This is a genomic window from Streptomyces sp. NPDC058246, from assembly GCF_042881985.1.
In the GTDB taxonomy this organism is placed as follows: domain Bacteria; phylum Actinomycetota; class Actinomycetes; order Streptomycetales; family Streptomycetaceae; genus Streptomyces.
Genome location: NZ_JBHVWZ010000001.1, coordinates 518397 through 542118, shown reverse-complemented (window position 1 = coordinate 542118; position 23722 = coordinate 518397). Strand labels below are relative to the sequence as shown.

21 protein-coding genes and 1 pseudogene are annotated in these 23722 nt (G+C 70.9%); 15 read left to right on the top strand and 7 right to left on the bottom strand.

What is annotated here, in order from left to right:
• Positions 1-189: 189 nt before the first annotated feature.
• A complete protein-coding gene (locus ACFVXA_RS02420; protein ID WP_383745722.1) occupies positions 190-270 on the bottom strand; it encodes a putative leader peptide in 81 nt (26 codons plus the stop codon).
• Between the two features lie 467 nt (positions 271-737).
• Here ACFVXA_RS02420 and ACFVXA_RS02415 point away from each other — a divergent pair, with 467 nt between their 5' ends.
• Both ACFVXA_RS02415 and ACFVXA_RS02410 read left to right on the top strand, forming a co-directional pair.
• A complete protein-coding gene (locus ACFVXA_RS02415) occupies positions 738-1031 on the top strand; it encodes a hypothetical protein (protein WP_362030039.1) in 294 nt (97 codons plus the stop codon).
• 219 nt (positions 1032-1250) lie between these two features.
• Positions 1251-2552: pseudogene (locus ACFVXA_RS02410) on the top strand (ISAs1 family transposase).
• 168 nt (positions 2553-2720) lie between these two features.
• On the opposite strand, the gene ACFVXA_RS02405 reads toward ACFVXA_RS02410, so the two are convergent.
• Positions 2721-4502 carry a PucR family transcriptional regulator gene (locus ACFVXA_RS02405; RefSeq protein WP_390023508.1) on the bottom strand — a complete coding sequence of 594 codons (1782 nt, stop codon included), beginning with the start codon at positions 4500-4502 and terminating at the stop codon, positions 2721-2723.
• 485 nt (positions 4503-4987) lie between these two features.
• Between ACFVXA_RS02405 and dnaK the strand changes: the two genes are divergently transcribed.
• From dnaK to ACFVXA_RS02370, 7 genes are all read left to right on the top strand, one after another.
• Positions 4988-6883 carry a molecular chaperone DnaK gene (gene dnaK, locus ACFVXA_RS02400; protein WP_390023506.1) on the top strand — a complete coding sequence of 632 codons (1896 nt, stop codon included), beginning with the start codon at positions 4988-4990 and terminating at the stop codon, positions 6881-6883.
• Positions 6884-6892: 9 nt separating this feature from the next.
• Positions 6893-7438, top strand: a complete 546-nt coding sequence (locus tag ACFVXA_RS02395; RefSeq protein ID WP_390023504.1) for a nucleotide exchange factor GrpE — start codon at positions 6893-6895, stop codon at positions 7436-7438.
• A gap of 6 nt (positions 7439-7444) precedes the next feature.
• On the top strand, positions 7445-8410 hold the full coding sequence (locus ACFVXA_RS02390; protein ID WP_362030027.1) for a DnaJ C-terminal domain-containing protein: 966 nt from the start codon (positions 7445-7447) through the stop codon (positions 8408-8410).
• Entirely contained in the window at positions 8407-8802 is a 396-nt protein-coding gene (locus ACFVXA_RS02385) for a chaperone modulator CbpM (RefSeq protein ID WP_389470047.1), read from the top strand. The genes ACFVXA_RS02390 and ACFVXA_RS02385 overlap by 4 nt, the downstream gene beginning before the upstream one ends.
• A complete protein-coding gene (gene clpB, locus ACFVXA_RS02380) occupies positions 8793-11435 on the top strand; it encodes an ATP-dependent chaperone ClpB (protein ID WP_389470044.1) in 2643 nt (880 codons plus the stop codon). Before ACFVXA_RS02385 ends, clpB begins: the two co-directional genes overlap by 10 nt.
• Before the next feature lie 5 nt (positions 11436-11440).
• Positions 11441-11884 carry a thioredoxin gene (gene trxA / locus ACFVXA_RS02375; protein ID WP_383745721.1) on the top strand — a complete coding sequence of 148 codons (444 nt, stop codon included), beginning with the start codon at positions 11441-11443 and terminating at the stop codon, positions 11882-11884.
• A 116-nt stretch (positions 11885-12000) separates the two neighbouring features.
• A complete protein-coding gene (locus ACFVXA_RS02370) occupies positions 12001-12546 on the top strand; it encodes a GNAT family N-acetyltransferase (RefSeq protein WP_384403551.1) in 546 nt (181 codons plus the stop codon).
• Here ACFVXA_RS02370 and ACFVXA_RS02365 read toward each other — a convergent pair.
• On the bottom strand, positions 12518-12757 hold the full coding sequence (locus tag ACFVXA_RS02365) for a DUF6296 family protein (protein ID WP_362030015.1): 240 nt from the start codon (positions 12755-12757) through the stop codon (positions 12518-12520). The genes ACFVXA_RS02370 and ACFVXA_RS02365 overlap by 29 nt on opposite strands.
• A gap of 175 nt (positions 12758-12932) precedes the next feature.
• On the opposite strand from ACFVXA_RS02365, the gene ACFVXA_RS02360 reads away from it, so the two are divergent.
• Positions 12933-15665, top strand: a complete 2733-nt coding sequence (locus ACFVXA_RS02360; protein ID WP_384021207.1) for a SpoIIE family protein phosphatase — start codon at positions 12933-12935, stop codon at positions 15663-15665.
• Between the two features lie 31 nt (positions 15666-15696).
• On the opposite strand, the gene ACFVXA_RS02355 is transcribed toward ACFVXA_RS02360, so the two are convergent.
• The 4 genes from ACFVXA_RS02355 to ACFVXA_RS02340 form a co-directional block, all read right to left on the bottom strand.
• Positions 15697-16557 carry an ABC transporter permease gene (locus ACFVXA_RS02355; protein ID WP_362030009.1) on the bottom strand — a complete coding sequence of 287 codons (861 nt, stop codon included), beginning with the start codon at positions 16555-16557 and terminating at the stop codon, positions 15697-15699.
• Positions 16517-17317: an ATP-binding cassette domain-containing protein gene (locus ACFVXA_RS02350; protein WP_390023545.1), complete on the bottom strand. Its 801-nt coding sequence runs from the start codon at positions 17315-17317 to the stop codon at positions 16517-16519. The genes ACFVXA_RS02355 and ACFVXA_RS02350 overlap by 41 nt, the downstream gene beginning before the upstream one ends.
• 86 nt (positions 17318-17403) lie before the next feature.
• Positions 17404-17859, bottom strand: a complete 456-nt coding sequence (locus ACFVXA_RS02345) for a MarR family winged helix-turn-helix transcriptional regulator (protein WP_390023501.1) — start codon at positions 17857-17859, stop codon at positions 17404-17406.
• A gap of 412 nt (positions 17860-18271) precedes the next feature.
• A complete protein-coding gene (locus tag ACFVXA_RS02340) occupies positions 18272-18706 on the bottom strand; it encodes a MarR family transcriptional regulator (protein WP_362030000.1) in 435 nt (144 codons plus the stop codon).
• A gap of 364 nt (positions 18707-19070) precedes the next feature.
• Between ACFVXA_RS02340 and ACFVXA_RS02335 the strand changes: the two genes are divergently transcribed.
• From ACFVXA_RS02335 to ACFVXA_RS02315, 5 genes are read left to right on the top strand one after another with little or no spacing between them, the layout of a single operon-like run.
• Positions 19071-19970, top strand: a complete 900-nt coding sequence (locus tag ACFVXA_RS02335) for an STAS domain-containing protein (RefSeq protein ID WP_383745682.1) — start codon at positions 19071-19073, stop codon at positions 19968-19970.
• A complete protein-coding gene (locus ACFVXA_RS02330; protein WP_362029994.1) occupies positions 19967-20386 on the top strand; it encodes an STAS domain-containing protein in 420 nt (139 codons plus the stop codon). The genes ACFVXA_RS02335 and ACFVXA_RS02330 overlap by 4 nt, the downstream gene beginning before the upstream one ends.
• Positions 20387-20433: 47 nt before the next feature.
• The gene (locus tag ACFVXA_RS02325; RefSeq protein ID WP_362030084.1) at positions 20434-20829 is read left to right on the top strand and encodes an anti-sigma regulatory factor; all 396 of its coding nucleotides are present in this window, start codon (positions 20434-20436) and stop codon (positions 20827-20829) included.
• Positions 20826-21899 (top strand): SpoIIE family protein phosphatase, encoded by a 1074-nt coding sequence (locus ACFVXA_RS02320; protein ID WP_390023499.1) that lies wholly within the window; start codon positions 20826-20828, stop codon positions 21897-21899. The genes ACFVXA_RS02325 and ACFVXA_RS02320 overlap by 4 nt, the downstream gene beginning before the upstream one ends.
• Positions 21896-23653: a PP2C family protein-serine/threonine phosphatase gene (locus ACFVXA_RS02315; RefSeq protein ID WP_390023497.1), complete on the top strand. Its 1758-nt coding sequence runs from the start codon at positions 21896-21898 to the stop codon at positions 23651-23653. Before ACFVXA_RS02320 ends, ACFVXA_RS02315 begins: the two co-directional genes overlap by 4 nt.
• Positions 23654-23722 lie beyond the last annotated feature (69 nt).

Genomic DNA, 23722 nt, shown 5'->3' with positions numbered 1-23722 from the left:
TGCGTGGGAGTTGTTCGCGTGGGGTCTCCGCGTCGGATCTCCGCGTGGGGTCTCCGCGTGGGGTCCTCGCGTGGGTCTTTCGTGTGCGGGCAGCCTGAATTCAGCCGTGCTGGAACACGGCTGAATGATCGACCGAGGCCCGCCTTCGACCATTACAGCGGGAAAGGGAGCGGCTGCTGTCGACGCTCGCTACGCCCGACGGCGACAGGTGGAGCTGGAGACCCGCGCCAGATCGACATGGCGTCGGTGCGTGAGGTCCTGTCCCTTCATGTCACCGATGCAAGCAGCGAGGGCTGGACCGGTCAAGAAAGTATTTCCAGGGCCCCGGAGTGTTCCGCGAATGCCCGGGTTGATCATGGGATGCCGTGGAGGGTGAGGACGGCTTCCGGGTCGGTGTGAGCACGCCGCCCGCTGGCGGTATTGGCCCATCCGGCCTCACCGCGCCCGGCCATGCCGCATCCGCTGACGGTCACGGTGCCACCGAAACCGATGACGGCTACAACGCGATCACCCAGGTCGTCGACTGCGGTGTCAACACAGCCTCCATCGCGGGTTTGGGGTCAGAGGGAGCAAGCTCGCAGTCCAGCCAACCGTCCCTTTTCCCTCCGCAGGCGGGATTCCGTCAACTTTCCCTCCGCAGGCGGGATTCCGTCAACGCGGGCACTGGAATGGAGACTCTCCGTCATGGGATGCTCACGTTTGGTCGGCAAGGGGTCGGTCAGGGAGGGAACATAGCCATGCCAGACGAGCAAGTCGGTATCCAGGCAACCGAGGTGGAGTTGATCCCGGCCACGAGGACCGTGGCCGAAGTCCCCGCAGCCGCTGACGCCCGCGACGCGCTCCTGCAAGCCATCAGCCAGGAAGCGCGGAACGTCGCGGACAAGTCTCAGGGGCAGGCATCCACGGCGCTGGAGCAGCTTGCCCGTGCATACGCCCTGGTGGTGTCCGGATATGCCCCGACGGCGTCGATTCCAGGCGCCGGCGCCGAGCCGGTCCGCCTGCAAAGCCGTGCCGAATGGGGCATTGATTGACCATCCCGGAGGGCCCCTGGCTGGATTCGGGGCTCTGATGAAACCTTGGAGTCCTAGGTACGCCCCCTTTCTGTGCCCGATCCAGCACCCAGAGCCCCGGAGCGTTCCGCGGTTGCCCCAGTTTGAACGGGGACCGAGCAGGCGCTGACCTGGGCATGAAGCGAGCACGGCACCCATAGTTCATGGAGTTCTTCACGCTTCAAGATCTACGAGGGTGCCGTGCTCGTCGCTCCATCATCCCCCACGCTCCTGGCCGAGCTCACCGGGCCCATCCTGGAGGGCGGGGCCAGCGCGCGAGCCGCCGCCCGGGCGGCCGGACGAGCCGCGGGCCTGTTGTCCCGCCTGTCCCAGATCCCCGACCCCAGGGACCCCCGCGGAGTGCGCTACCCGCTGGCCACCCTGCTGGCGATCGGCGTGTGCGCGATGACCGCACCCGGCCACAACTCCCTGGTCGCGGTGGCCGAGTGGGCCCACCGAGCCGGGGACGCGGTACTGGCCCGGCTCGGCGTCCCCTTCGACCCGTTCACCGGACGGGCCCGCATCCCGGACGAGCGCACCCTGCGGGAGACCTACAGCCGGGTGGACCCGGCCGCGCTGGCCCGGGCCGGATTCGCCCGCCTGGCCACGCTGACCGCCAAGGACCCCGGTGCTCACACCCCGGACGGCCACCCCGAGCGTGAACAGCGCCGTGCCCACCGCGCCCGGCTGCACACCGAACCGCTCCAGCGACGGCGGATGGCCTACGCGGTGGACGGCAAGTGCCTGCGTGGGGCCAAGCGCGCCGACGGCACCTAGATCTATGTGCTGTCCGCTGTGCGCCACCACGACGCGGTCACCGCCGCCGCCCGCGAGATCGGCGCGAAGACCAACGAAATCCCCGAGTTCGCCCCGCTGCTGGACCAGATCGACGACACCGACGTCCGCGACGCGATCTTCACGGTGGATGCCCTGCACGCCCAACGCGCCCATGTCACCTATCTGGTCGAACGCCGAGGGGCGCACTACCTGCTCACGGTGAAGGACAATCAGCCGACCCTGGCCGAGCAGCTCCGGGCCCTGCCCTGGAAGGAAGTCCCTGTCCTGCACCGCCAGGACGGGCGGGGGCATGGTCGAGAAGAGATCCGTGAGCTGCAGGTCTGCAGCGTCGACAATCTCGTGTTCCCGCACGCCCGACAGGTCGTGCGGATCCGCCGCAAGCGCCGCCGGTTCGGGGTGAAGAAGTGGCAGAGCGAGACCGTCTACGCGGTCACCGATCTGAGCGCCGAGCAGGCCAGCGCGGAAGAGCTGGCCACCTGGGCTCGCGGCCACTGGATCATCGAGAACAGCGTGCACTGGATCAGGGACTGCACCTTCGGCGAGGACGCCAGCCAAGTACGCACCCGCAACACCCCGGCCGTCCTGGCCAGCGTCCGCGACCTGGTGCGCGGCACCCTTCGGCTGGCCGGATGGGCCAATACCGCCAGCGGGCGGCGTGCTCACACCGACCCGGAAGCCGTCCTCACCCTCCACGGCATCCCATGATCAACCCGGGCATTCGCGGAACACTCCGGGGCCCTGGGGTGATTTCACATACCAGACATGGGTGCCGCACCAAGGAAATGGCGTATACACGAATGCGCTTAAAGGGGTTCGCCGACGCGCAGCGAGTAGGTGGGGGTCGCCTGACAATTGGCCGCCCGCAAGCTCGACTTACAGAGCGAGGCCGCTCACTTTCCAGATCCGGGTGGCCACTTGGAGGTGGAATCGGTTGTCCACGTCGTCAAGTCGTCGGCCGCTGACCTCCCGGATGCGCTGCAACCGGTAGCGCAGTGTGCTGCGGTGGATGGCGAGGGCCTGGGCCGTCTCGTCGTAGTTGCCGCCGTGGTCGAAGTACTGGGCGAGGGTGAGCACCAGATCCGTACCGTGGGCCTCGTCGTAGTTCAGCAGCGGACCCAGCCACTCGCGGACGAAGTTGTCGACGTCCTTGGAGTCGTTGCCTCGGGCGAGGATGCGGTACAGACCAAGCTCCTCGTAGGTGGTGGTGCCGTAGGCGGGCTCCGACTGCCGACGGACGTTGAGTGCCCGGACCGCCATGTCGAAGGAGTGGGGGATGTCGGCCGTGACCTCGCACAGGCCGCCGATTCCCACCACGCCCTGCCGGGAGCCCAGCTCCTCGGCGACGGCCTCGTACAGGCCCGTGTCCCGCGGCTCGCCCTGGACGACGAGGACCGCCATCTCCGAGCGCCGGGCGAGCAGCGAGCGCAGGCCCATGCCCTGGGCGGCACGGGCCACCGACGTGATGAACCGGTCGTCGGCGACTCTCCCCTGCCATTGGACGACCACCACGTACTGCGGGCCGTGCAGATCGTGTCCGACGGCTTCCGCCCTGGCGCAGGCCCCGTCCTCGTCCGCACCGGTGAGCAAGTCGTCCATCAGTTCCCTGCGCATCCGCAGCTCCGTCTCGGCCAGGCTGCGCCGGTGAGCCAGTTCGAGGGCCAGGGTCGTGCAGGCGTGCCCCAGGGTGAACTCCTCCGCCCGCCCCGCCTTGGCGGTGGGATCGATGAGTGCGATCGTTCCCAGCACCTCGCCGTGGTGGCGGGCCAGCCCGATGAGACGGCCGCCGTGGCGGACCGGGGCCAGCGCGCGCATCGCGGCCTGCACGATCTGCCGGCGCACCACGGGATCGGGCTTGCCGCCGGCCTCGGCGAGACCTGGGCCGGCCCAGGAGAGAAGGTTCCCGAAGCGGTCCTCGACGCAGGTGGGGAGGCCGGTCAGTTCGTACACGGCGCGGGCGATGCCGTCCTCGCCCTCGTCGGCGAGACTCGACCGGGCGAGGACTTCGTGCACGTTGCGCTGGCCCTCCAGCTCCGCCACCAGCGCGGTGAGCCGTGCGTTGGCCGCCTCCCGCTCCTCGATCGCCCGGAAAAGCTGCCGGGCGTATTCGCGGTCGCGGCGGCGGGCGTCGGCGTTGAAGAGCGCGGCGCCGGTCGGCTGGGCCAGGGCGTACGCGAGAAAGCGCGCGTCGTCGGGCGGCGGTTCCCGCGCGCTGACGACGAGGTAGCCGAGCAGTGCTCCGCCGCATCGCAGGCCGACCGCCCATCCCCAGCCGCCCTCCCGGAAGCCGATTTCGCCGTCCCGCCCGTGCAGCGCGGTCAGCTGATCGGCTGTTTCGGACAGGTCGCGCGGGGCGCGTCCGCCGAGGAGCTCCGCCCCTGGAGCCGCTTCGAGCTCGAAGCGTCCGTCCCGGAGCACGAAGCCGCCCTCGGGCCGGCAGCCGACCAGGCGCGGCACCGCGCCCAAAGCCAGCTGCAGGACCTCATCCGCGGGGCGGCCGTCCAGCATGGTCACGGCCAGCTCGAACACGCCGTACAGGCCGTCCGGCTGACGGTGCTCCCAGGAGGCCTGGGCAGTGCTCGGGGCCTGGCTGTGGGGCCGGCTGGGTCCGCCGATCCGGTGGGCCGCACCGGATCGGTCGTCCGCCACGCCAGGCATGTCGCCATAGTAACTTTCGCCCCATCTCACCGCTTCCTCACCGCTTCCCGTGCGCAGGCGGGTGGCGGGGCCGCACCGGGGCGAGCGGGAGTCTCGGGAGTCAGCGGACATGCCTTCCGGGCGGCGCACGGCGGACGGGCGTACACGGCCGCCCCCACGCGAGGCGTACACCTGTTCCCCTGCACTGTCAGGCGGACTCCGCGGACGGAATTTGGCCCCGCCGGGAGCAAGCGGTCGTCCCGCTCCCTGCCACACGCTGGCAGAGACGGGAGCCGCGAACCGTGAATCCGCGTTCATAGCGGGCGCCTCGGGCGCCGCCGGCGAAGGGAGCCGACGCCTCCGCGGTGGCGCACGGGCTTACGGGCTTACGGGCTTACGGGCTTACGGGCTTACGGACGCACGGACGCACGGACGCACGGACGACACAACCCTCACTTGAGCACAGCCGCCCCCATGGGGACGGGCGGTCGGCGAAGGAGTTCCTCATGGCCAAGGCAGTCGGAATCGATCTGGGCACCACCAACTCCGTGATCGCCGCGTGGGAGGGCGGTGAAGCGACCGTCATACCGAACGCCGAGGGCTCGCGTACGACACCCTCCATCGTCGCCTTCACCGAGGGGGGCGAACGGTTGGTCGGGCAGCTCGCCAGGCGCCAGGCGATCCTCAATCCCAAGGGCACCATCTACTCGGCCAAGCGGTTCATCGGCCGGCACTACGACGAGGTGTCCGACGAGGCCAAGGCCGTGGCGTACGACGTCGTCGAAGGCGAGGGCGGGGTCGCGCGCTTCAAGGTGCGCGACAAGCTCTACGCGCCGGAGGAGATCAGCGCCCTGGTGCTGCGCAAGCTGGCAGACGACGCGAGCAAGCAGCTGGGCGAGAAGGTCACCGAGGCCGTCATCACCGTGCCCGCGTACTTCAACGACGCGCAACGCCAGGCGACCAAGGACGCAGGGCGCATCGCGGGCCTCGAAGTCCTGCGGATCATCAACGAGCCGACGGCGGCGGCGCTGGCGTACGGCATGGAAAAGAAGCAGCACGAGACGGTGCTCGTCTTCGACCTCGGTGGCGGCACCTTCGACGTGAGCATCCTGGACGTCGGCGACGGGGTGGTGGAAGTGCGTTCGACCGCGGGTGACAGCCACCTCGGCGGCGACGACTTCGACCGCCGGCTCGTCGACCTGCTGGCGGACGACTTCCAGAAGGAGAACGGCATCGACCTGCGCAAGGACCCACAGGCGCTGCAACGGCTGTTCGAAGCTGCGGAAAAGGCCAAGACCGAGCTGAGTTCGGTCACACAGACACAGGTCAGCCTGCCGTTCGTCACCGCGGACGCGGCCGGCCCCAAGCACTTGACCGAGACGATCATGCGTTCCACCTTCGACCAGATCACCGCCGATCTGGTCGAGCGGACCATGGAACCGGTCAAGCAGGCGATGGCCGACGCCAAGGTCAGCGAGAGCGACATCGACGAGGTCATCCTCGTGGGCGGCTCCACGCGCATACCGGCGGTGCAGAACCTGGTCCGCCGGCTGACCGGTGGCAAGGACCCGAACATGAGCGTCAACCCGGACGAGGTCGTGGCGCTGGGGGCCGCGATTCAGGCGGGGGTGCTCAAGGGCGAGGTCAAGGACGTCCTGCTGCTCGACGTGACACCGCTGTCGCTGGGCGTGGAGACGCGCGGCGGCGTGATGACGAAGATCGTCGACCGCAACACCACGATCCCGGTACGACGCTCGGAGACCTTCTCCACCGCCGAGGACAACCAGGAGGCGGTGGACGTGGTCGTCCTCCAGGGCGAGCGCGAAATGGCCGCCGACAACCGGGTCCTGGGCCGGTTCCAGCTGAAGGACATCCGCCCGGCACCGCGCGGCGAGCCGCAGGTCGAGGTCACCTTCGACATCGACGCCAACGGCATCCTGAACGTCACCGCACGGGACAAGGACACCGGCAAGGAACAGACCATCACCATCAGCGAGGGCTCCAACCTCGACCAGAGCGAGGTCGAGCGGATGGTCCGGGAGGCCGACCAGCACCGCGGCGAGGACCAGGCACTGCGCGACGCCGTGGATGCCCGCAACGAGCTGGACGCCGTGGCCTACCAGGTCGAACGCCGGCTGAACGAGCTGGGGGACGCCGTGCCCTCGCACGAGCGGGCCCGGGCGGAGATGCTCGTCGCCGACGCCCGCGAGGCGGTCCAGCAGGAAGCGCCGCCGGACAAGGCCAGGCCGCTCACCTCCGAACTGCAACAGATGCTGGCCTCGCTCGCCGCCACCCAGCAGGCGGGTCCGACCGCGCAGGCCCAGACCGGAGCGGAAGGAACCGCGGGCGTCTCCGCGGGTTCCGACGACGACGTGATCGACGCGGAATTCGACAAGAGCTGAGGTGCGGTCATGGCCACCGGACAGGAGCCGATGTCACCTCCGGAGCAGGAGTTGCCACAGCAGGAGCAACCGGGCGAGACCTCCGCGCCCACCCAGCCGCCGGCGGCAGCCGCGGACGACCAGTCCGCAGCCCTCGACGAACTCCGCGACCGCTGGCACCGCGCCCTCGCCGACCTGGACAACCTCCGCAAGCGCCACGTGAAGGAACTGGAACGCGCGCGCAGTGACGAGCGCGCCCGTACGGCGGCCGCCTGGCTGCCCGTCCTCGACAACCTGGAGCGGGCCCTGGCCCACGCGGACGCCGATCCCAGCGCCGTGTTGAAGGGCGTCGAGGCCGTACGCGACCAGGCCGTCGAGGTGCTGCGCGGCCTCGGATACCCACGCTACGAGGAGACCGGGGTGCCCTTCGACCCCACCCGGCACGAGGTCGTCGGCGTGATCGACGCCCCGGACGCGGAGCCGAACACCGTGGCCCAGGTGGTGAGTCCGGGCTACGGCGCGGACGACAAGCAGTTGCGCCCCGCGTTCGTCGTGGTCAGCAAGCGGCAGGAGTGACGCCCCATGGCCCGCGACTATTACGACGTGCTCGGGGTGGCGCGCGACGCGAGCTCCGAGGAGATCCAGCAGGCCTTCCGCAAACTGGCGCGCAAGCACCACCCCGACGTCAACAAGGATCCCGCGGCCGAGGAACGCTTCAAGGAGATCAATGACGCCTACAGCGTGCTGTCGGACCCGAGGACACGGCAGCGCTACGACCGCTTCGGTGAGAACTTCCGGCAGATCCCGGAGGACTACGACGAGCGGGTGGCCGCCGGGGCGGGCGCCCGCGGCGGCTGGGGCGGAGGCGGTGGACGGGGCGGCGGCTCCCGGGTCCGGTTCCGCACGGACGAGGGCGTCGACTTCGACGGATCCGGCATCGACTTCGAGGACCTGTTCGGCGGGATCTTCGGACGCGGCGGCGGTGGCGGCGGCGGGGGATGGGGTCCTGTTCCCGGCGCCGACCAGGAGGCCGAGATCGAGCTCGGCGTCGCGGAGGCGTACCGGGGCGGTAAGCGCAGCATCACCCTGGGCGGCCCGAACGGGCAGCGCACATACGACGTCACCATTCCGCGCGGCGTGGTCGACGGGCAGCGCATCCGGCTGGCCGGAGAAGGCGGCAGAGGCAGCGGCGACGCCCCGGCGGGCGATCTGTATCTGCGGGTGCGGATCAAGCCCGACGGACGGTTCCGGCTGGAGGGCCGGGACATTCACGTCGTCCTCCCGGTGACGCCGTGGGAGGCGGCGCTCGGCGCGACCGTGCCGGTGCCCACCCCCGGCGGCACCGCCAAGGTCACGGTCCCCGCGGGCTCCTCCAGCGGCCGCCGGCTCCGGCTGCGCGGCGAGGGCATGCCCAACCCCCGCGGTCAGGACGGCGACTTGTACGCGGAGGTCCGCATCATGGTGCCGCCCGAGCCCACCGCACGCGAGCGTGAGCTCTTCGAGGAGCTGGCCGCCGTGTCCCCCTTCGATCCGAGGAGGTCCCGATGACGACTGCCCCTGGTCCCGCAGGCCAGCACCGCCGGACGGCCACCCCGGTGCCCGCGCGCGGCCTGACCGTCACGACCCGCACCACCACCCTCGCGCCGGTCCGCCGGCTCGGTCTCGACGTCGTCGCCCGGCGCTCCGGCCTCCACCCGGATCTCGTACGACGCTTCGTCGCCCTCGGTCTCGTCGACGCCACCCGGGACACCGCCGGACGGCTGTGGTTCGAGCAGTCCGCGCCCGCCACCCTCGCCCGCATCCAACGACTACGGGCCGCGCTCCCCCTCAACTACGCCTCCCTGGGTCTGGTACTCGATCTGCTCGACCGGATCAGCGAGTTGGAAGCCGCCTTGAGGCGCAGCAACGCCGGCTCCAGGAGTGATGAATCGTGGATATGAACCGGCTCACCCAGAAGTCCCAGGAAGCGCTGCAGGAAGCGCAGACCATCGCCGGCCGGCTGAACCAGACCGAGGTCGACGGCGAACATCTGCTGCTCGCCCTCCTCGACCAGCCGGACGGCCTGATCCCGCGGCTGATCGACCAGTCCGGCGCCGACACCCGGGCGCTGCGCACCGCGCTCTCCGACGAACTGGCGCGCCGTCCGAAAGTGACCGGCCCCGGCGCCTCCCCCGGCCAGGTGTACGTCACCCAGCGCCTCACCAAGGTGCTGGACGCGGCCGAGCAGGAGGCCAAACGGCTCAAGGACGAGTACGTGTCCGTCGAGCACCTGGTGCTGGCGCTGGCCGACGAGGGCTCGCGGACCGCGGCCGGACGCCTCCTCAAGGAGCACGGCGTCACCAAGGACTCCTTCCTGTCGGCGCTGACCCGGATCCGGGGCAACCAGCGGGTCACATCGGCGACGCCCGAGGCGTCGTACGAGGCCCTGGAGAAGTACGGCCGTGATCTGGTCGCGGAGGCGCGCAGCGGGAAGATGGACCCGGTGATCGGCCGGGACGCGGAGATCCGCCGCGTCATCCAGATCCTCAGCCGCAAGACCAAGAACAACCCCGTACTCATCGGTGACCCGGGCGTCGGCAAGACCGCGATCGTGGAGGGCCTCGCCCAGCGCATCGTGCGGGGCGACGTGCCCGACGGGCTGCGCGACCGCACGATCTTCTCCCTCGACATGAGTTCGCTGGTGGCGGGCGCCAAGTACCGGGGGGAGTTCGAAGAACGTCTCCAGGCCGTGCTGAGCGAGGTCAAGGCCGGCGAGGGCCGCATCCTGCTCTTCGTCGACGAGTTGCACACGGTCGTCGGAGCGGGCGGCGGCGCCGAGGGCGCGATGGACGCCGGGAACATGCTCAAGCCGATGCTGGCACGCGGCGAGCTGCACATGATCGGCGCGACCACGCTGGAGGAGTACCGCAAGTACGTCGAGTCCGACGCCGCCCTCGAACGCCGCTTCCAGCAGGTACTGGTGGACGAGCCGAGCGTGGAGGACACCATCTCGATCCTGCGCGGGCTGCGCGAGCGCCTGGAGGTCTTCCACGGCGTGAAGATCCAGGACACCGCGCTGGTCGCCGCCGCGACCCTCAGCCACCGCTACATCTCCGACCGGTTCCTGCCCGACAAGGCCATCGACCTCGTCGACGAGGCGTGCGCGCGGCTGCGGACCGAGATCGACTCCATGCCGGCCGAACTCGACGAGATCACCCGCCGGGTGACCCGCCTGGAGATCGAGGAGGCGGCCCTGGCCAAGGAGACCGACACCGCGAGCGCCAAGCGGCTCGAAGAGCTGCGCCGCGAACTGGCCGACCTGCGCGCCGAGTCCGACGCCATGCACGCCCAGTGGGAGGCCGAACGTCAGGCCATCCGCCGGGTGCAGGACCTGCGCCAGGAGCTGGAGCGGGTGCGGCAGGAGGCCGAGGAGGCGGAGCGCAACTACGACCTCAACCGTGCCGCCGAACTGCGCTACGGCACGCTCACCGAACTCGAACGCCGGCTGGCGGCCGAGGAGGAGCGGCTCGACTCCAAGCAGGGCGACAACCGGCTGCTGCGCGAGGTCGTGACCGAGGACGAGATCGCGGAGATCGTGGCGGCCTGGACCGGTATCCCGGTCACCCGCCTCCAGGAGGGCGAGCGCGAGAAGCTGCTGCGGCTCGACGAGATCCTCACCGAGCGGGTGGTCGGCCAGGACGAGGCGGTCAAGCTGGTCACGGACGCCATCATCCGGGCCCGCTCCGGCATCCGCGACCCGCGCCGGCCCATCGGCTCGTTCATCTTCCTCGGCCCCACCGGCGTCGGGAAGACCGAGCTGGCCAAGACGCTCGCCGCGGCGCTCTTCGACTCCGAGGAGAACATGATCCGGCTGGACATGAGCGAGTACCAGGAACGGCACACCGTCAGCAGGCTCGTCGGTGCGCCTCCCGGGTACGTCGGCTACGAGGAGGGCGGCCAGCTCACCGAGGCCGTGCGCCGCAAGCCGTACTCCGTGGTGCTCTTCGACGAGATCGAGAAGGCGCACGCCGATGTGTTCAACACCCTGCTCCAGGTGCTCGACGACGGCCGCATCACCGACGCCCAGGGCCGCACCGTCGACTTCCGCAACACCGTGGTGATCATGACGTCCAACATCGGTTCGGCCCATCTGCTCGACGGGGTGACCGCCGACGGCGAGATCAAGCCCGACGCGCGGGCCCTGGTGATGAGCGAACTGCAGAGCCACTTCCGGCCCGAGTTCCTCAACAGGGTCGACGACATCGTGCTGTTCAAGCCGTTGGGCCTGCCCCAGATCGAGCACATCGTGGAGCTGCAGTTCAACGACCTGCGCCGCCGGCTGGCCGAGCGGCAGATCACCGTCGAACTCACCGAGGCCGGCCGTCAACTCATCGCCCAGCAGGGCTTCGACCCCGTGTACGGCGCACGTCCGTTGCGCCGGTACATCTCGCACGAGGTCGAGACACTCGTCGGCCGGGCCCTGATCCGCGGTGACGTCCAGGACGGCTCGACGATCCGCGTCGACGCGCAGAACGGCGAACTGGTCGTCACCTACGCCGATTCGCCCGAGCCGGGCCTGCGGAAAGCCGCGTGAGTCCGGTGGCCACGAGCCCGGGCACCACCGTCGTCTGCGATCGGTGCGGACGCCGGAACCGGATCCCGGCGGCGGCGGACGGCACCCCCCGCTGCGGCAACTGTCATGCTCCACTGCCCTGGATCGTCGACGCGGGCGACCAGGACTTCGCGGAGATCGCCGAGCAGGCGAAGCCGTATGTGCTCGTGGACCTGTGGGCCACCTGGTGCGGGCCGTGCCGGATGGTCAGCCCCGCGCTGGAACAGGTGGCCCACCAGCTCGCCGGACAGGTCAAGTTGGTCAAGGTCGACATCGACCGGAATCCGCGGCTCGCCCAGCGCTTCCAAGTGCAGGCCGTGCCGACCTTGTTGTTGCTCGAGAAGGGAGAGGTGATCTCCCGCAAGACCGGCGCTGCGCCCGCTCCTGCCCTGAAGCAGTGGGTCGAGGAGAGCCTGGCGGGCCGCCGGTGAGAACGTGCGTCGCGGTCACCGGACGTCGGTCGGGGGCGCCCCGACGTCCCCGGCACGCGGGCGTGACAGGACTCCCGGCGGTGTGCCCGCGGCACCCGCGCGTCTAGCATGGCCGGATGCCTCGACTCGAACTCCTTCGCCGCGACCACGCGCCGGCCCTCCTCGAGTTCGAACGGGAGAACAGGGCGTACTTCGCCGCGTCGATCCCCGACCGCGGCGACGCGTACTTCGCCCACTTCGACGCACGCCACCAAGAGCTGCTCGCCGAGCAGGCGTCGGGGCTGCACTTCTTCCATCTGCTGGTGGACAGCGAGGGCGCGGTGCTGGGGCGGGTCAACGTGATCGACGTGGCGGACGGTTCGGCCGAACTGGGTTACCGGATCGCCGAGCGGGCCGCGGGGCGCGGGCTCGCCACGGCCGCCGTTAGCGAGGTCTGTGCCTTGGGCGTCACGACGTACGGCCTGAGCACGCTGCGGGCCGTCACGACGGTCGACAACGCCGGATCACGAGCCGTCCTGGCCCGTACGGGCTTCTTGCCCGCCGGGGACATCGAGCTGAACGGCCGACCGGGTCTTCGCTTCGTCCGCGACCTGCGGGGCACCGACGGGGCGGCGCCCGAAGACGTGCACATGGTCAGGGGATCGGTTCGGCGGCGGGGTTGATCGGCGACTGGTAGGCGCCGCTGGCCAGCATGCGCACCTCGCCCGCCGCGCTGATCTCGGCACGGAGTATGCCGGTGGGATCGCAGTACACCGGGTTGCCGCCCGGTCCGAGGGTGTCGGTCCTCTCGACGACGACCTCGTCCGTCACGACACCGGCACTGCCCGATCCTGCCTGGGTGAAGGTAAGCCGATAGCGGTCCGGGGTTTTCATGACGACCTCCCGCGGGTGGATCGCAAATGCGGGTGAAGGGATCCTTTCCATCATGCGGCCAGATCCCTGCGTCGGCAGCACCCGCTCATTTCGGCGAGTACCCCGCCCCGGCCGCCACCGCTCACTATGTGTGACGCCCCTCGCCACCGGGCGCCGGGCAGTGTAGACATAGCACATGGTCGGACTATTGGGTCGAACCCGGGCTCAGTCGACCCGCCGCCTCAGGACGCCGCTCGTTCAGCGTGAGCCACAAGGAGGCAGGCACCGCCGTAGCCCGGCCACCGGGCCCCGGACGGCGCTGAGCGGGCGCAGTGTCGCAGGGCAGGTTTTCGTCCTGCAAGTGGTGATCGTGCTGCTCCTGGTCGTGTCCGCCGTCGTGGCCCTGGTGCTCCAGGTACGCCACGACAGCACCCAGGAGGCCCGCAACCGCTCGCTCGCCGTCGCCGAGACGTTCGCCAACGCGCCGGGCACCCGCGAGGCACTCAGCGCCCCCGATCCGACGGCCATCCTCCAGCCACGGGCCGAAGCCGCCCGCAAGGCGTCGCACGTGGACTTCATCGTCGTGATGAACACCGACGCGATCCGCTACACCCACCCCAAGCCGGACCGCATCGGAAAGAAGTTCGTCGGGACCACCGCACCCGTGCTCGCCGGCCAGTCGATCACCGAGCAGATCACGGGAACCATCGGGCCTCTGGTGCAGGCCACGGTCCCCATCAAGGACCCCGACGGCAAGGTCGTGGGCATGGTGTCGGCCGGCATCACCACGGCCAATGTGGGCGGTGTCGCCGACCGGCAGCTCCCCCTCGTCCTGACCGCCGCGGGCGTGGGTCTGGCCCTGGCCACGGGGGGCACGGCACTCGTGAGCAGACGCCTGCTGCGCCAGACCCGCGGCCTGGGCCCGTACGAGATGACCCGCATGTACGAGCATCACGACGCGGTGCTGCACGCCGTCCGGGAGGGAGTGATCATCGTCGGCGGCGAGGGACGGCTGGTGCTCGCCAACGACGAGGCGCACCGCCTGCTCGACCTGCCGGCCGACGCCGAGGGCCGGGACGTGCTCGACCTCGGTCTCGACACGGACACCGCCGAGCTGCTGGCCTCGGGACGCGTCGTCACCGACGAGGTGCACCTGGTGGGCGACCGGCTGCTGGCCATCAACCAACGGCCCACGGACCTCCAGGGTGGCCCGGCCGGCAGCGTCGCGACCCTCCGCGACTCCACCGAACTGCGCTCGCTGTCCGGCCGGGCCGAGGTGGCACGCGAGCGACTCAAACTGTTGTACGACGCGGGGGTGGGCATCGGTACGAGCCTGGACGTGACCCGCACCGCCGAGGAACTGGCGGAGGTGGCCGTCCCCCGGTTCGCGGATTTCGTCACCGTGGATCTGGCCGACGCCGTGCTGAACGGGCAGGAACCGGACGCGGGCACCGATCTGCGCCGCACGGCGTCCGGCGGAATCCGCGGGGACGCCCCGCTCTATCCGGTGGGCGAGCAGATCGGTTTTGTCCCGTCCACTCCCCAGGCCCAGAGCCTCCGTACCGGGGAGGCGGTCGTCGAGCCCGACCTCGGCGGGTCCCCGGGCTGGCTGGCACAGGATGTGCAGCGCACCGGCCGGGTCGTGGACTACGGCATCCACTCCCTGATCACCGTCCCCCTGCGGGTGGGCCCGCTGATGATGGGCGTCGTCAACTTCTGGCGCTCAGAGCGGCCCGACCCCTTCGACACGGAGGATCTGGCCCTCGCCGAGGAGCTGGTCGCCCGCGCGGCGGTCTCCATCGACAACGCGCGCCGCTACACCCGCGAGCACACCATGGCCGTCACCCTGCAGCGCAGTCTGCTGCCGCGCAGTCTGCCCGAGCAGAGCGCCCTGGACCTCGCCTACCGCTACCTCCCGGCCCAGGCGGGGGTGGGCGGCGACTGGTTCGACGTGCTGCCGTTGCCGGGGGCGCGTGTCGCGGTCGTGGTGGGCGACGTGGTCGGCCATGGACTGCACGCCGCGGCGACGATGGGGCGGCTGCGTACCGCGGTGCACAACTTCTCCGCGCTGGACCTGCCGCCCGACGAGCTGCTCGGGCTGTTGGACGAGCTGGTCGGCCGTATCGACCAGGACGAGGTCGCGGAGGACAGCGGAGCCGCCGTCACCGGCGCCACCTGCCTGTACGCCGTCTACGACCCGACCTCCCGGCGCTGCACCGTCGCGCGGGCCGGCCATCCGCCACCCGCGCTGGTGCGTCCCGACGGCACCGTCGAGTTCCCCGAGGTGCCGGCCGGCCCGCCGCTCGGCCTCGGCGGCCTCCCGTTCGAGACGGCCGAGCTCGAACTGGAGGAGGGCACTCGCCTCGTTCTCTACACGGACGGGCTCGTCGAGGACCGGGAACGGGACATCGACGTAGGTCTCGAGATGCTGCGCACGGCTCTGGCCGGGACCGACCGCTCGCCGGAGGAGACCTGCCGGGCCGTGCTCGACGCCCTGCTGCCGGCCCGGCCGAGCGACGACATCGCCCTGATCGTCGCCCGCACCCACGCGCTCGGTGCCGACCGGATCGCCGAGTGGGAGGTGCCGTCGGACCCGGTGGCCGTCGGCGAGGTGCGCGCCTCGGTCACCCGGCGGCTCGCAGAGTGGGGGCTGGACGAGATGGCGTTCACCACGGAGCTGATCCTCAGCGAGCTGGTCACCAACGCGATCCGTTACGGCAGCGGTCCGATCCGGGTCCGTGTGCTGCGCGACCGCAACCTGATCTGTGAGGTCTTCGACGGCAGCAGCACCTCACCCCACCTGCGCTACGCGGCGAGCACCGACGAGGGCGGACGCGGCCTGTTCCTGGTCGCCCAGATCGCCGAACGCTGGGGCACCCGGTACAACCCCGCCGGAAAGGTGATCTGGGCCGAGCAGCCGCTGCCCTGAGCCCCGCGACCCGGCCGGTCCGGCCCGGGTTTCAGCGGGCCAGGCGGCCCAGCAGGGACGAGGCGGCCAGGATGCCGAGGGCCGCGGCGAGGACGAGCACCCCGAAGTCCAGCGCAAGGTGGGCGGGCGTCCCGAGCAGCAGGCCGCGCAGTGCGTCCACCTGGTAGCTGAGCGGGTTGATCTTGCTGATGGCCTGGAGCCAGCCCGGCATGACGGCCACCGGGTAGAGGGCGTTGGAGCCGAAGAACAGCGGCATCGTGATGGCCTGTCCGATGCCCATGAGCCGGTCCCGGGTGAGCACGATGCCCGCGATGGTCATCGAGAGGCAGGAGAAGAACGCCGAGCCGAGCACGACGGCCACCGCGACGCCCAGCAGACGCAGCGGGTTCCAGGTCATCGCCACCCCGAGCAGCGCGGCGATGACGACGACCACGACGGCCTGGATCAACGCCTTCACCCCGGCGGCGAAGGCCTTGCCGGTGATGAGCGCCGAGCGCGGGGTCGGGGTGACCAGGAGCTTGGTGAGGATCCCGGCGTCCCGCTCCCAGATGATCATGATGCCGTAGAAGATGGCGATGAACATCGCGGACTGGGCGATGATGCCGGGCGCCAGATAGTCGAGATAGGGGATGCCGCCGGTGGGTATCGCCTTGATCCGGGTGAAGGTCTCGCCGAAGATCAGCAGCCAGAGCGCCGGCTGGACGGCCCGGGTGTAGAGCTCGGTGCGGTCGTGGCGCAGCTTCTGCAGTTCGACCGCGCACATCGCGCCGACCCGGGCGGGCAGCACTCGCCAGCCGGTACGGGCGCGGGGCGGGGTCAGCAACAGGTCCAGGCCCGCGGGGTGGACGAGGTCAGCCGACACGGGACGCGGTACGGCGGGTGCTTCGGACATCGCTGAAGTCTCCTGACTGGTCGTGGAGGCCACTGCCGGCGATGTCGCGGAAGACGTCCTCCAGCGTGGGCAGTTCACCGTGGTGCGCGTCGCCGCGCCGCTCGCCGAGGCCCCGCCGCAGCTCCTCGGGGGTGCCGAGGGCACGCACCCGGCCGCGGTGCATCAGCGCGACCCGGTCGCAGTACTGGTCGGCCTCGTCCATGTAGTGGGTCGTCACCAGGACGGTCATGCCGGTGGCCTCGCGTACGGCGTTGATGTGCTCCCACACGCTCGTCCGGGCGATCGGGTCGAGGCCGATGGTCGGCTCGTCGAGGATCAGCAGCCGGGGCGCGCTGACCAGTGCCTGGGCGAGTTCGAGGCGGCGGACCATGCCTCCGGAGTACGTCTTCGCCAGCCGTTGGGCCGCGTCGGTGAGGTCGACCGCGGCGAGCGCCTGGTCGACGCGCGCCGCGCGCTCCTTGCGGGAGACGTCGAAGACACGGGCGAACAGCTCCACGTTCTCCCGGCCGGTGAGCCCGGCGTCGGCGGAGAGCTGCTGCGGTACGTAGCCGAGCAGGCGGCGTACCGCCATCCGTTCACGTGCGGCGTCGTGTCCGAAGACGCGGACCATGCCGGCCGGGACCGGCAGGAGCGTGGTGATGCAGCGGATCGCGGTGGTCTTGCCCGCGCCGTTGGGACCGAGCAGTCCGAACACCTCGCCGTCGCGGACGGAGAGTTCGAGCCCGTCGACCGCTCTGGTCTCGCCGAAGGCGTACACCATAGCGGCACAGGTGACGGCGTCCGTGCCGGCATCCGCCACCGCGCCCGCCTCCTCGCCGGGTTCTGCCTCTCCGGTCGTCGTCCGCGTCATGTCTCCTCGGCCTCCTCGTGCAGGTTCGCCGCCAGTGTGCGCAGGGCCGGAAGGGCCGCCTCCAGGGCCGCCCGGTCGGTCTCGTCGAGACGGGCCAGCTGACCGCGTACGAGCGCGGCACGCCTTCGGCGCCAGTCGCGCAGCCTCTCGTCGGCCGCCGGTGTGGGCAGCAGTCGCACCGCGCGCCGGTCGGTCGGGTCCGTCTCGCGGGTCAGGTAGCCGTCCCTCATCAGCTGGTTGACCAGCGTGGAGACCGAATTGCCCGCCAGGTAGAGCTCCTTGGCGGCCTCCGACACACGGATGCCCGGCCGATCCACGACCAGGCGCAGCAGTTCGACCTCGGCGCCGCGCAGCCGCGGGGCGCTCGTGCCCCTGCGCAGCCGTCGCCTGATCAGCCGCTGCACACCGGCCAGGGTGTCGGCCAGTGCCTCGGGAAAGCCCTCTGACTCCACCCTTCGAGAATAGCTCTGTGTCAGAGGTATTCCGGGAAAGGGAGGGTCAAGAGCGTGCAAGCGGCGGGCCAGGGGCGCTCGTCGACGACGGAACGCGTCCTCACGGCCCGGGTGGGGGGCTCGTCAAAACGTGAGGTGTGCCCCGCGCTTCGGCGGGTAATCGTGGTCGTGCTCGGCGAGTCCATACAGCGGATGGATCCCGTCAACACACCCGTCGGAAAAGACGCGGTGCCGAGAACACCTGCACAACAGTTGCCATTTGACAACTGTAGCGATGAGGCAACAAAGTGATCGACGTCGGACAGGGGAAAGGACCTGAGATGGTGCGGTGGGTGAGGTCGGCTGCCCACGCGGGAAAAGCGCGGCACCCGGGCCCGCGCACACCGACATCCGAGACCCGTCGACGCGCCGGTCAGGCCGTACGGGCATCCAACACGTCGTCGTCCTCGTGGATCTGCGCCGCCGCGGCCGCACAGAAGGCCTCCAGCCCTTCCACGAGCGCCGTGCGCTTGGCCGCCGGCATCTGCGCCAGAACCGCCTCCAGGGCGTGTTCGCGACGCGCGCGCAGCTCCGTGAGGAACGACCTGCCGCGACGGCTCAGGAACAGGCGCAGCTCGCGCCGGCTCGTGACGCCCGGCTTCCGCTCGACATATCCCACGGCCTGCAGCCGGTCGCAGAGCCTGCTGGTCGAGGGAGGAGTGGAGCCGAGCGCGTCGGCGAGCGTCCGCAGATTGATGCCCTCGTTGTGCTCCAGGACGAACAGCACCCGCAGCTGGGACGCCGAGACCGGAGCCGTCGAGGCGCGCCCCCAGAGGATTTCCAGCAGCTCGGCCGCCTCAGAGGTCATACGAGCCACCTCGATGGGCTGCGGACGCGGGCCGGAGGAAGTCACCGTCTAACTCTCCCATCTTCTTACGCACTGTCAGCCTGCCGAGGCGACGGCAGGAACAAAACATAAGGCGCCGGCGCAGGCCGTCGCCGCCACGCGGTCGCTGCCCGCCACGGAGGTGCCCCGCGCGGTACTCAGAGAGCGGGTCAGGACCGCCGCCCACGGACCCAGGTGGGCAGCGGGCCAGGAAGCGGTCTTCGCGGTGCGGGCGGGTGCCGTACACGCGCGGGCCATGGCTGCTGTTGCCGTACGACAAGAGATCACCCCAGCGGCAGATCCCCGAATGCCGACGAAGAAGCGAACCTACGAAGGAGACGAGCACGTGGCGGATCACGAGACAGCGGTACAGCAGAGGGCGTCGGCGCAGGATGTCGGTGCCTTCCTGCGCCGCCGCTGCGAGCAGATCGCCCAGCGGTGGGCCGACGAGGCACTCTTCCGCACCGTCTTCACCGTGTCACGGGACGAGGCCGTGGAAGCGGGCCGGGCCGTGGTGGAGGCGCTGGCCGCGGTGGCGGCCACGGGGCAGGTCGAGGACCTGGGGGCCTCCGGCTTCGCCACGGTGCGCGATCAGCTGGGCCGCATGGCGGCCTCCCGGGCGCGCGCGGGTGCCACGTCCGTGCAGATCGCCGCAGAGGTGGCCGCGCTGCGCCCCTCGGCCGCCGAAATACTGCGTGCCGAATTCTCCGGCGAACCGGGCGGCCAGGCCGAGGAGGCCGCGGTCGCGCTCACCGCGCTGCTGGGAACGCTCCGGCTCGTCGTGCTGGAGACGACGCTCAGCGCGGGACAGGAACTCATCGACCGGCAGCGCCTCCAGTTGCTGGAAGTGGCCACGCCCGTCATCAAACTGTGGACCGGGGTAGTCGCCGTCCCGCTGATCGGCACGCTCGACAGCGCCCGCAGCCAGGTCGTGATGGAGAGCCTGCTCGACGCCGTCGTCGACCAGCAGGCCCGCTTCGCCATCCTGGACATCACCGGCGTGCCGACCGTCGACTCCCTCGTGGCCCAGCACCTGATGAAGACCGTGGCGGCCGCGCGCCTCATGGGAGCGGAGTGCATCGTCTCGGGCATCCGGCCCGCCATCGCCCAGACCATCGTCCACCTCGGCATCGACCTCGGGACGGTGGTCACCCGTGCCAGCCTCGCCGACGCCCTCGCGTACGCCCTTCACCAGCAGGGCACCGTCCTCGTCGACCAGGACCGCACCGGCACGAGCGCGCGGTGAGCGCCCCGATCGCCGGCTCCTCGGGCGCCCATGTCCCCGTACTCAAGCTCGGCCATGTCCTTCTGGTCACGCTCCAGGGCGATCTGCACGACCATGCCGCCGAACAGTTGCAGCAGGACATAGGCGAGGCCATCGCGGCCAGTTCCGTCACAGGCGTCGTCATCGACATCTCGGGCGTCGAGATCGTCGACTCCTTCCTCGGCCGGGTGTTCGCCGAGATCGCGGCGCAGGCCGAGCTGCTGGCGGCGCAGACGGTCGTGGCGGGAATGCGGCCCGCCGTCGCCATCACCCTGGTCGAACTCGGCCTGACCCTGCCCGGGTTGCGCACCGCGCTCGACACCGAAGAGGCCATGCGGTTGCTGAACCCGGCGTCGACGCCCCTCCACCACAGTCCAGCACGCCAGGAGAGCCCGTGACGGAAACTTCCGGCTGCGTCACCGCCTGCCTGCCGATTCGCACCGACATGGATCTCGCATGGGTGCGTCAGCACGTGCGCCAGGCAGCCGCCCAGCTCGGTTTCGGTCTGGTGGAGCAGACGAAGCTGGTCACGGCGGCGAGTGAGCTCGCCCGCAACACGCTGGTGCACGGCGGAGGCGGCCAGGTCGAGTCCACGCCCCTGGAAAAGGGGGTGGCGCGAGGCCTGCGCCTGACGTTCTCCGACGAGGGGCCCGGCATCCCCGACGTCGAGCGGGCGCTCAGCGACGGATACACCTCGGGCGGCGGCCTGGGCCTGGGGCTGGGCGGAGCCCGACGTCTGGTGCACGAGTTCTCCATCGACACCCGGCCGGGCGAGGGCACCGACGTCACCGTGATCTGCTGGGTCGCCGGTCCCCCGCGGCCACGCGAGGAGAGCCGATGACGCGTGTCTGGGACGTGCCCGTGCACGACTCCACCCGCGTCCGGGACGTGCGGGTGGCCGCCGAGCACGCCGCCGAGCACGCCGGGCTTGACCAGGACCGCACGGCCGCAGCCGCGCTCGTCGCCACGGAACTGGCCACCAACCTGCTCAAGCACGGCGGTGGCGGACAGATCCTGATCGACACCGTGGACGCCGACCTCTGGCTCCCCGGCGCCGGGCGAGGGGCGGCCGTGCAGATAGCGGCGATCGACCACGGACCGGGCATTTCCGACCTCCCGGCCGCACTGCGCGACGGCTATTCGACAACCTCCTCACTGGGCGCGGGACTTGGCACCTGCCGTCGTATCGCCGACGACTTCGACGTGCACTCCGCGCCCGGCCAGGGCACCGTCGCCCTGGCCCGCGTCTACGCGGTACGCACGCGACGGCCCGGACGCGGTGACACCGGCGCCCCCGTGCCGGTGCGCGCGGGAGGGATCAACATCCCCCTCGCGGCCGCCGAGTACTCCGGCGACGCGTGGGCCTGCGTACGGTCGGGCGACCACGTCACGCTGCTGCTGGCCGACGGTCTCGGCCACGGCCCCGCCGCGGCGAAGGCATCCACCGCGGCCGTACGTCAACTCCGCCACTCGGCGCATCTGCCACCCCCGGAACTGCTCGGGCAACTGCACACGGCACTGTGCGACACCCGGGGCGCCGCGGTCGCGGTGGCCCGCCTCGACCTCGCGGACGGGCACCTCGACTTCGCCGGGATCGGTAACATCGGAGCCCGGCTGCGCTCCGGCGACACCTGGCGGCCGCTGCTGTCCCGCCCCGGCATAGTCGGCGCCCACCGTCCGGCGCGCCTGCCGCACACCCGGACGCCCTGGAACGACGACAGCCTGCTCGTGCTCCACAGCGACGGACTGCCCAGCCGGTGGACTCCCCCTCCCGTCGCCCTGCTCGCCTCGCTGGACCCCGCCGTCGCGGCCGCCGTGATCGTGCGTGATTCCAGCAGTGCCGCCCGCCCCGTGCGGGACGACACGACCGTGGCCGTGCTGACCCCCACCCCGCAGGATCATCAGACATGACCCAGACCTGGCAGATCACCACGGTCGACGACGCCGCCGCCGCCCGTATCGCCGCCGCCCGGCTCGCGGCCGCGCACGGTGTCTCCACCCTCGAACGCACCCGCCTCGTCACCGCGCTCAGTGCCCAACTGCGTCAGTGCCTGGTCAAAGGGGGCACCTGGCTGCTGACCTTGCGGACCACCGTGCCCGCGGCCGGGCAGGGCCCCGGTCGGCTCACGGTCGCCGTCCGAGCGCGCGAGGGGAACGGAAGCGGGACGCAGGCGAGTTGGGAAGCGTCCGTCGACGTCCCGGAACCGGGCAACGGCGTCGGCGCGGCTCAAGTGCCAGGCGATCGTACGGCCTTCGCCGACGCCCTGCTCAGCGCCGACGAGGACACCTCCCGCGTCCTCGCCAGGCTCACCGAGCAGGAGGAGCTGGTCGCCTTCCACCGGGACGAACTCCACCAGACCAACCAGGGCGTCCTGGCGCTGCACGCGGAACTCGAGGCGGCCGGCCGGGTGCAGCGCGAGCTGTACACCGCCGAACGCCACGCCCGTACCGAGGCCGAGAACGCCCGCCGCAGACTGACCTTCCTCGCCGACGCGAGCGCGGCCCTCACGGCGTCGCTCAACCACGAGGAGATTCTGCGCCGCCTGCCCCGACTCCTGGTACCCGCCTACGCCCAGAGCGTCGACGTATGGCTCTTCGCCGACGACGAGAAGGCCGGCAAGCACGGCCCCCACCCAGCGGCGGCCGTCGTGGCCGCCCGCACCGGCCGCCCGCAGTTCGCCGCCGACCACCCGGGCGGCCTCCCCGGCGTCGACGACCACCCTCCCTCGGCCCTGCACCCGACGCAGCCCCTGCTGTGCGTCCCGCTGCCGACACGCCACGCCCCCCTCGGCGTGCTGACGCTGACGTCGCCGCAAGAGCGGTGGAACGCCGACGACGCCATCATGCTCGTCGAACTCGGCCGCCGGGCCAGCGTCGCGATCGATCACGCGCAGCGCTTCGAACACAACCGCGACATCGCCGAGACGCTGCAACGCGCCCTGCTCACGGACCTGCCCACGACACCGGACCTCAGCCTGGCCGCGCGCTACCTCCCGGCCACACACGGACTGAACATCGGCGGGGACTGGTACGACGCCTTCCGGCAGCCCGACGGCAGTCTGGTCGCCATCGTGGGAGACGTGACGGGCCATGGGCTGCACGCCGCCGTCATGATGAGCCAGTTGCGCACCGCGCTGCGCGCCTACGCGGTCGATGGAGGGACGCCGGGCCAACTCCTCACCCGCCTGCACGTGTTCCTCCACCACCTGCAACCCGATCTGTACGCCACCGCGGTCATCGCCCGATTCCGTCCGGACGAGTCCACCGTCACCTGGGCCGCGGCCGGACACCCGCCGCCGGTGCTGCGCACCCCGGGCGGCCGGGTGCGCGTCCTGGACGACAAGCCCGGCGCCATGCTCGGTATCCCCCTCCACCAGGACATCCGGGACCACACGGCGGACCTGCCGCCGGGATCGACTCTCGCGCTGTACACGGACGGGCTGGTGGAGCGGCGGGCCCAGGGAATCGACCCGGGCATCCAGCGGCTTGCCGACGCGCTCTCCGCTCAGCGTGCCCGCGATCTGGGCCGCGACCTGGAACGGGCGGCCGACCGGATCCTGGATCCGATGCTGTCCGACTCGCAGCGGGACGACGACGTCTGTCTCCTGCTGTGCCACATCAGCGGCTCGGCGACGAGGCGGACTCCCGGCCGGGCACCGGCCTGAAATCCCGCCAGGCGGTGCGGGGCCCGGGGCCAACACCTGGCGCGCGTTCCCTTTGGGACTCGTCCGGAG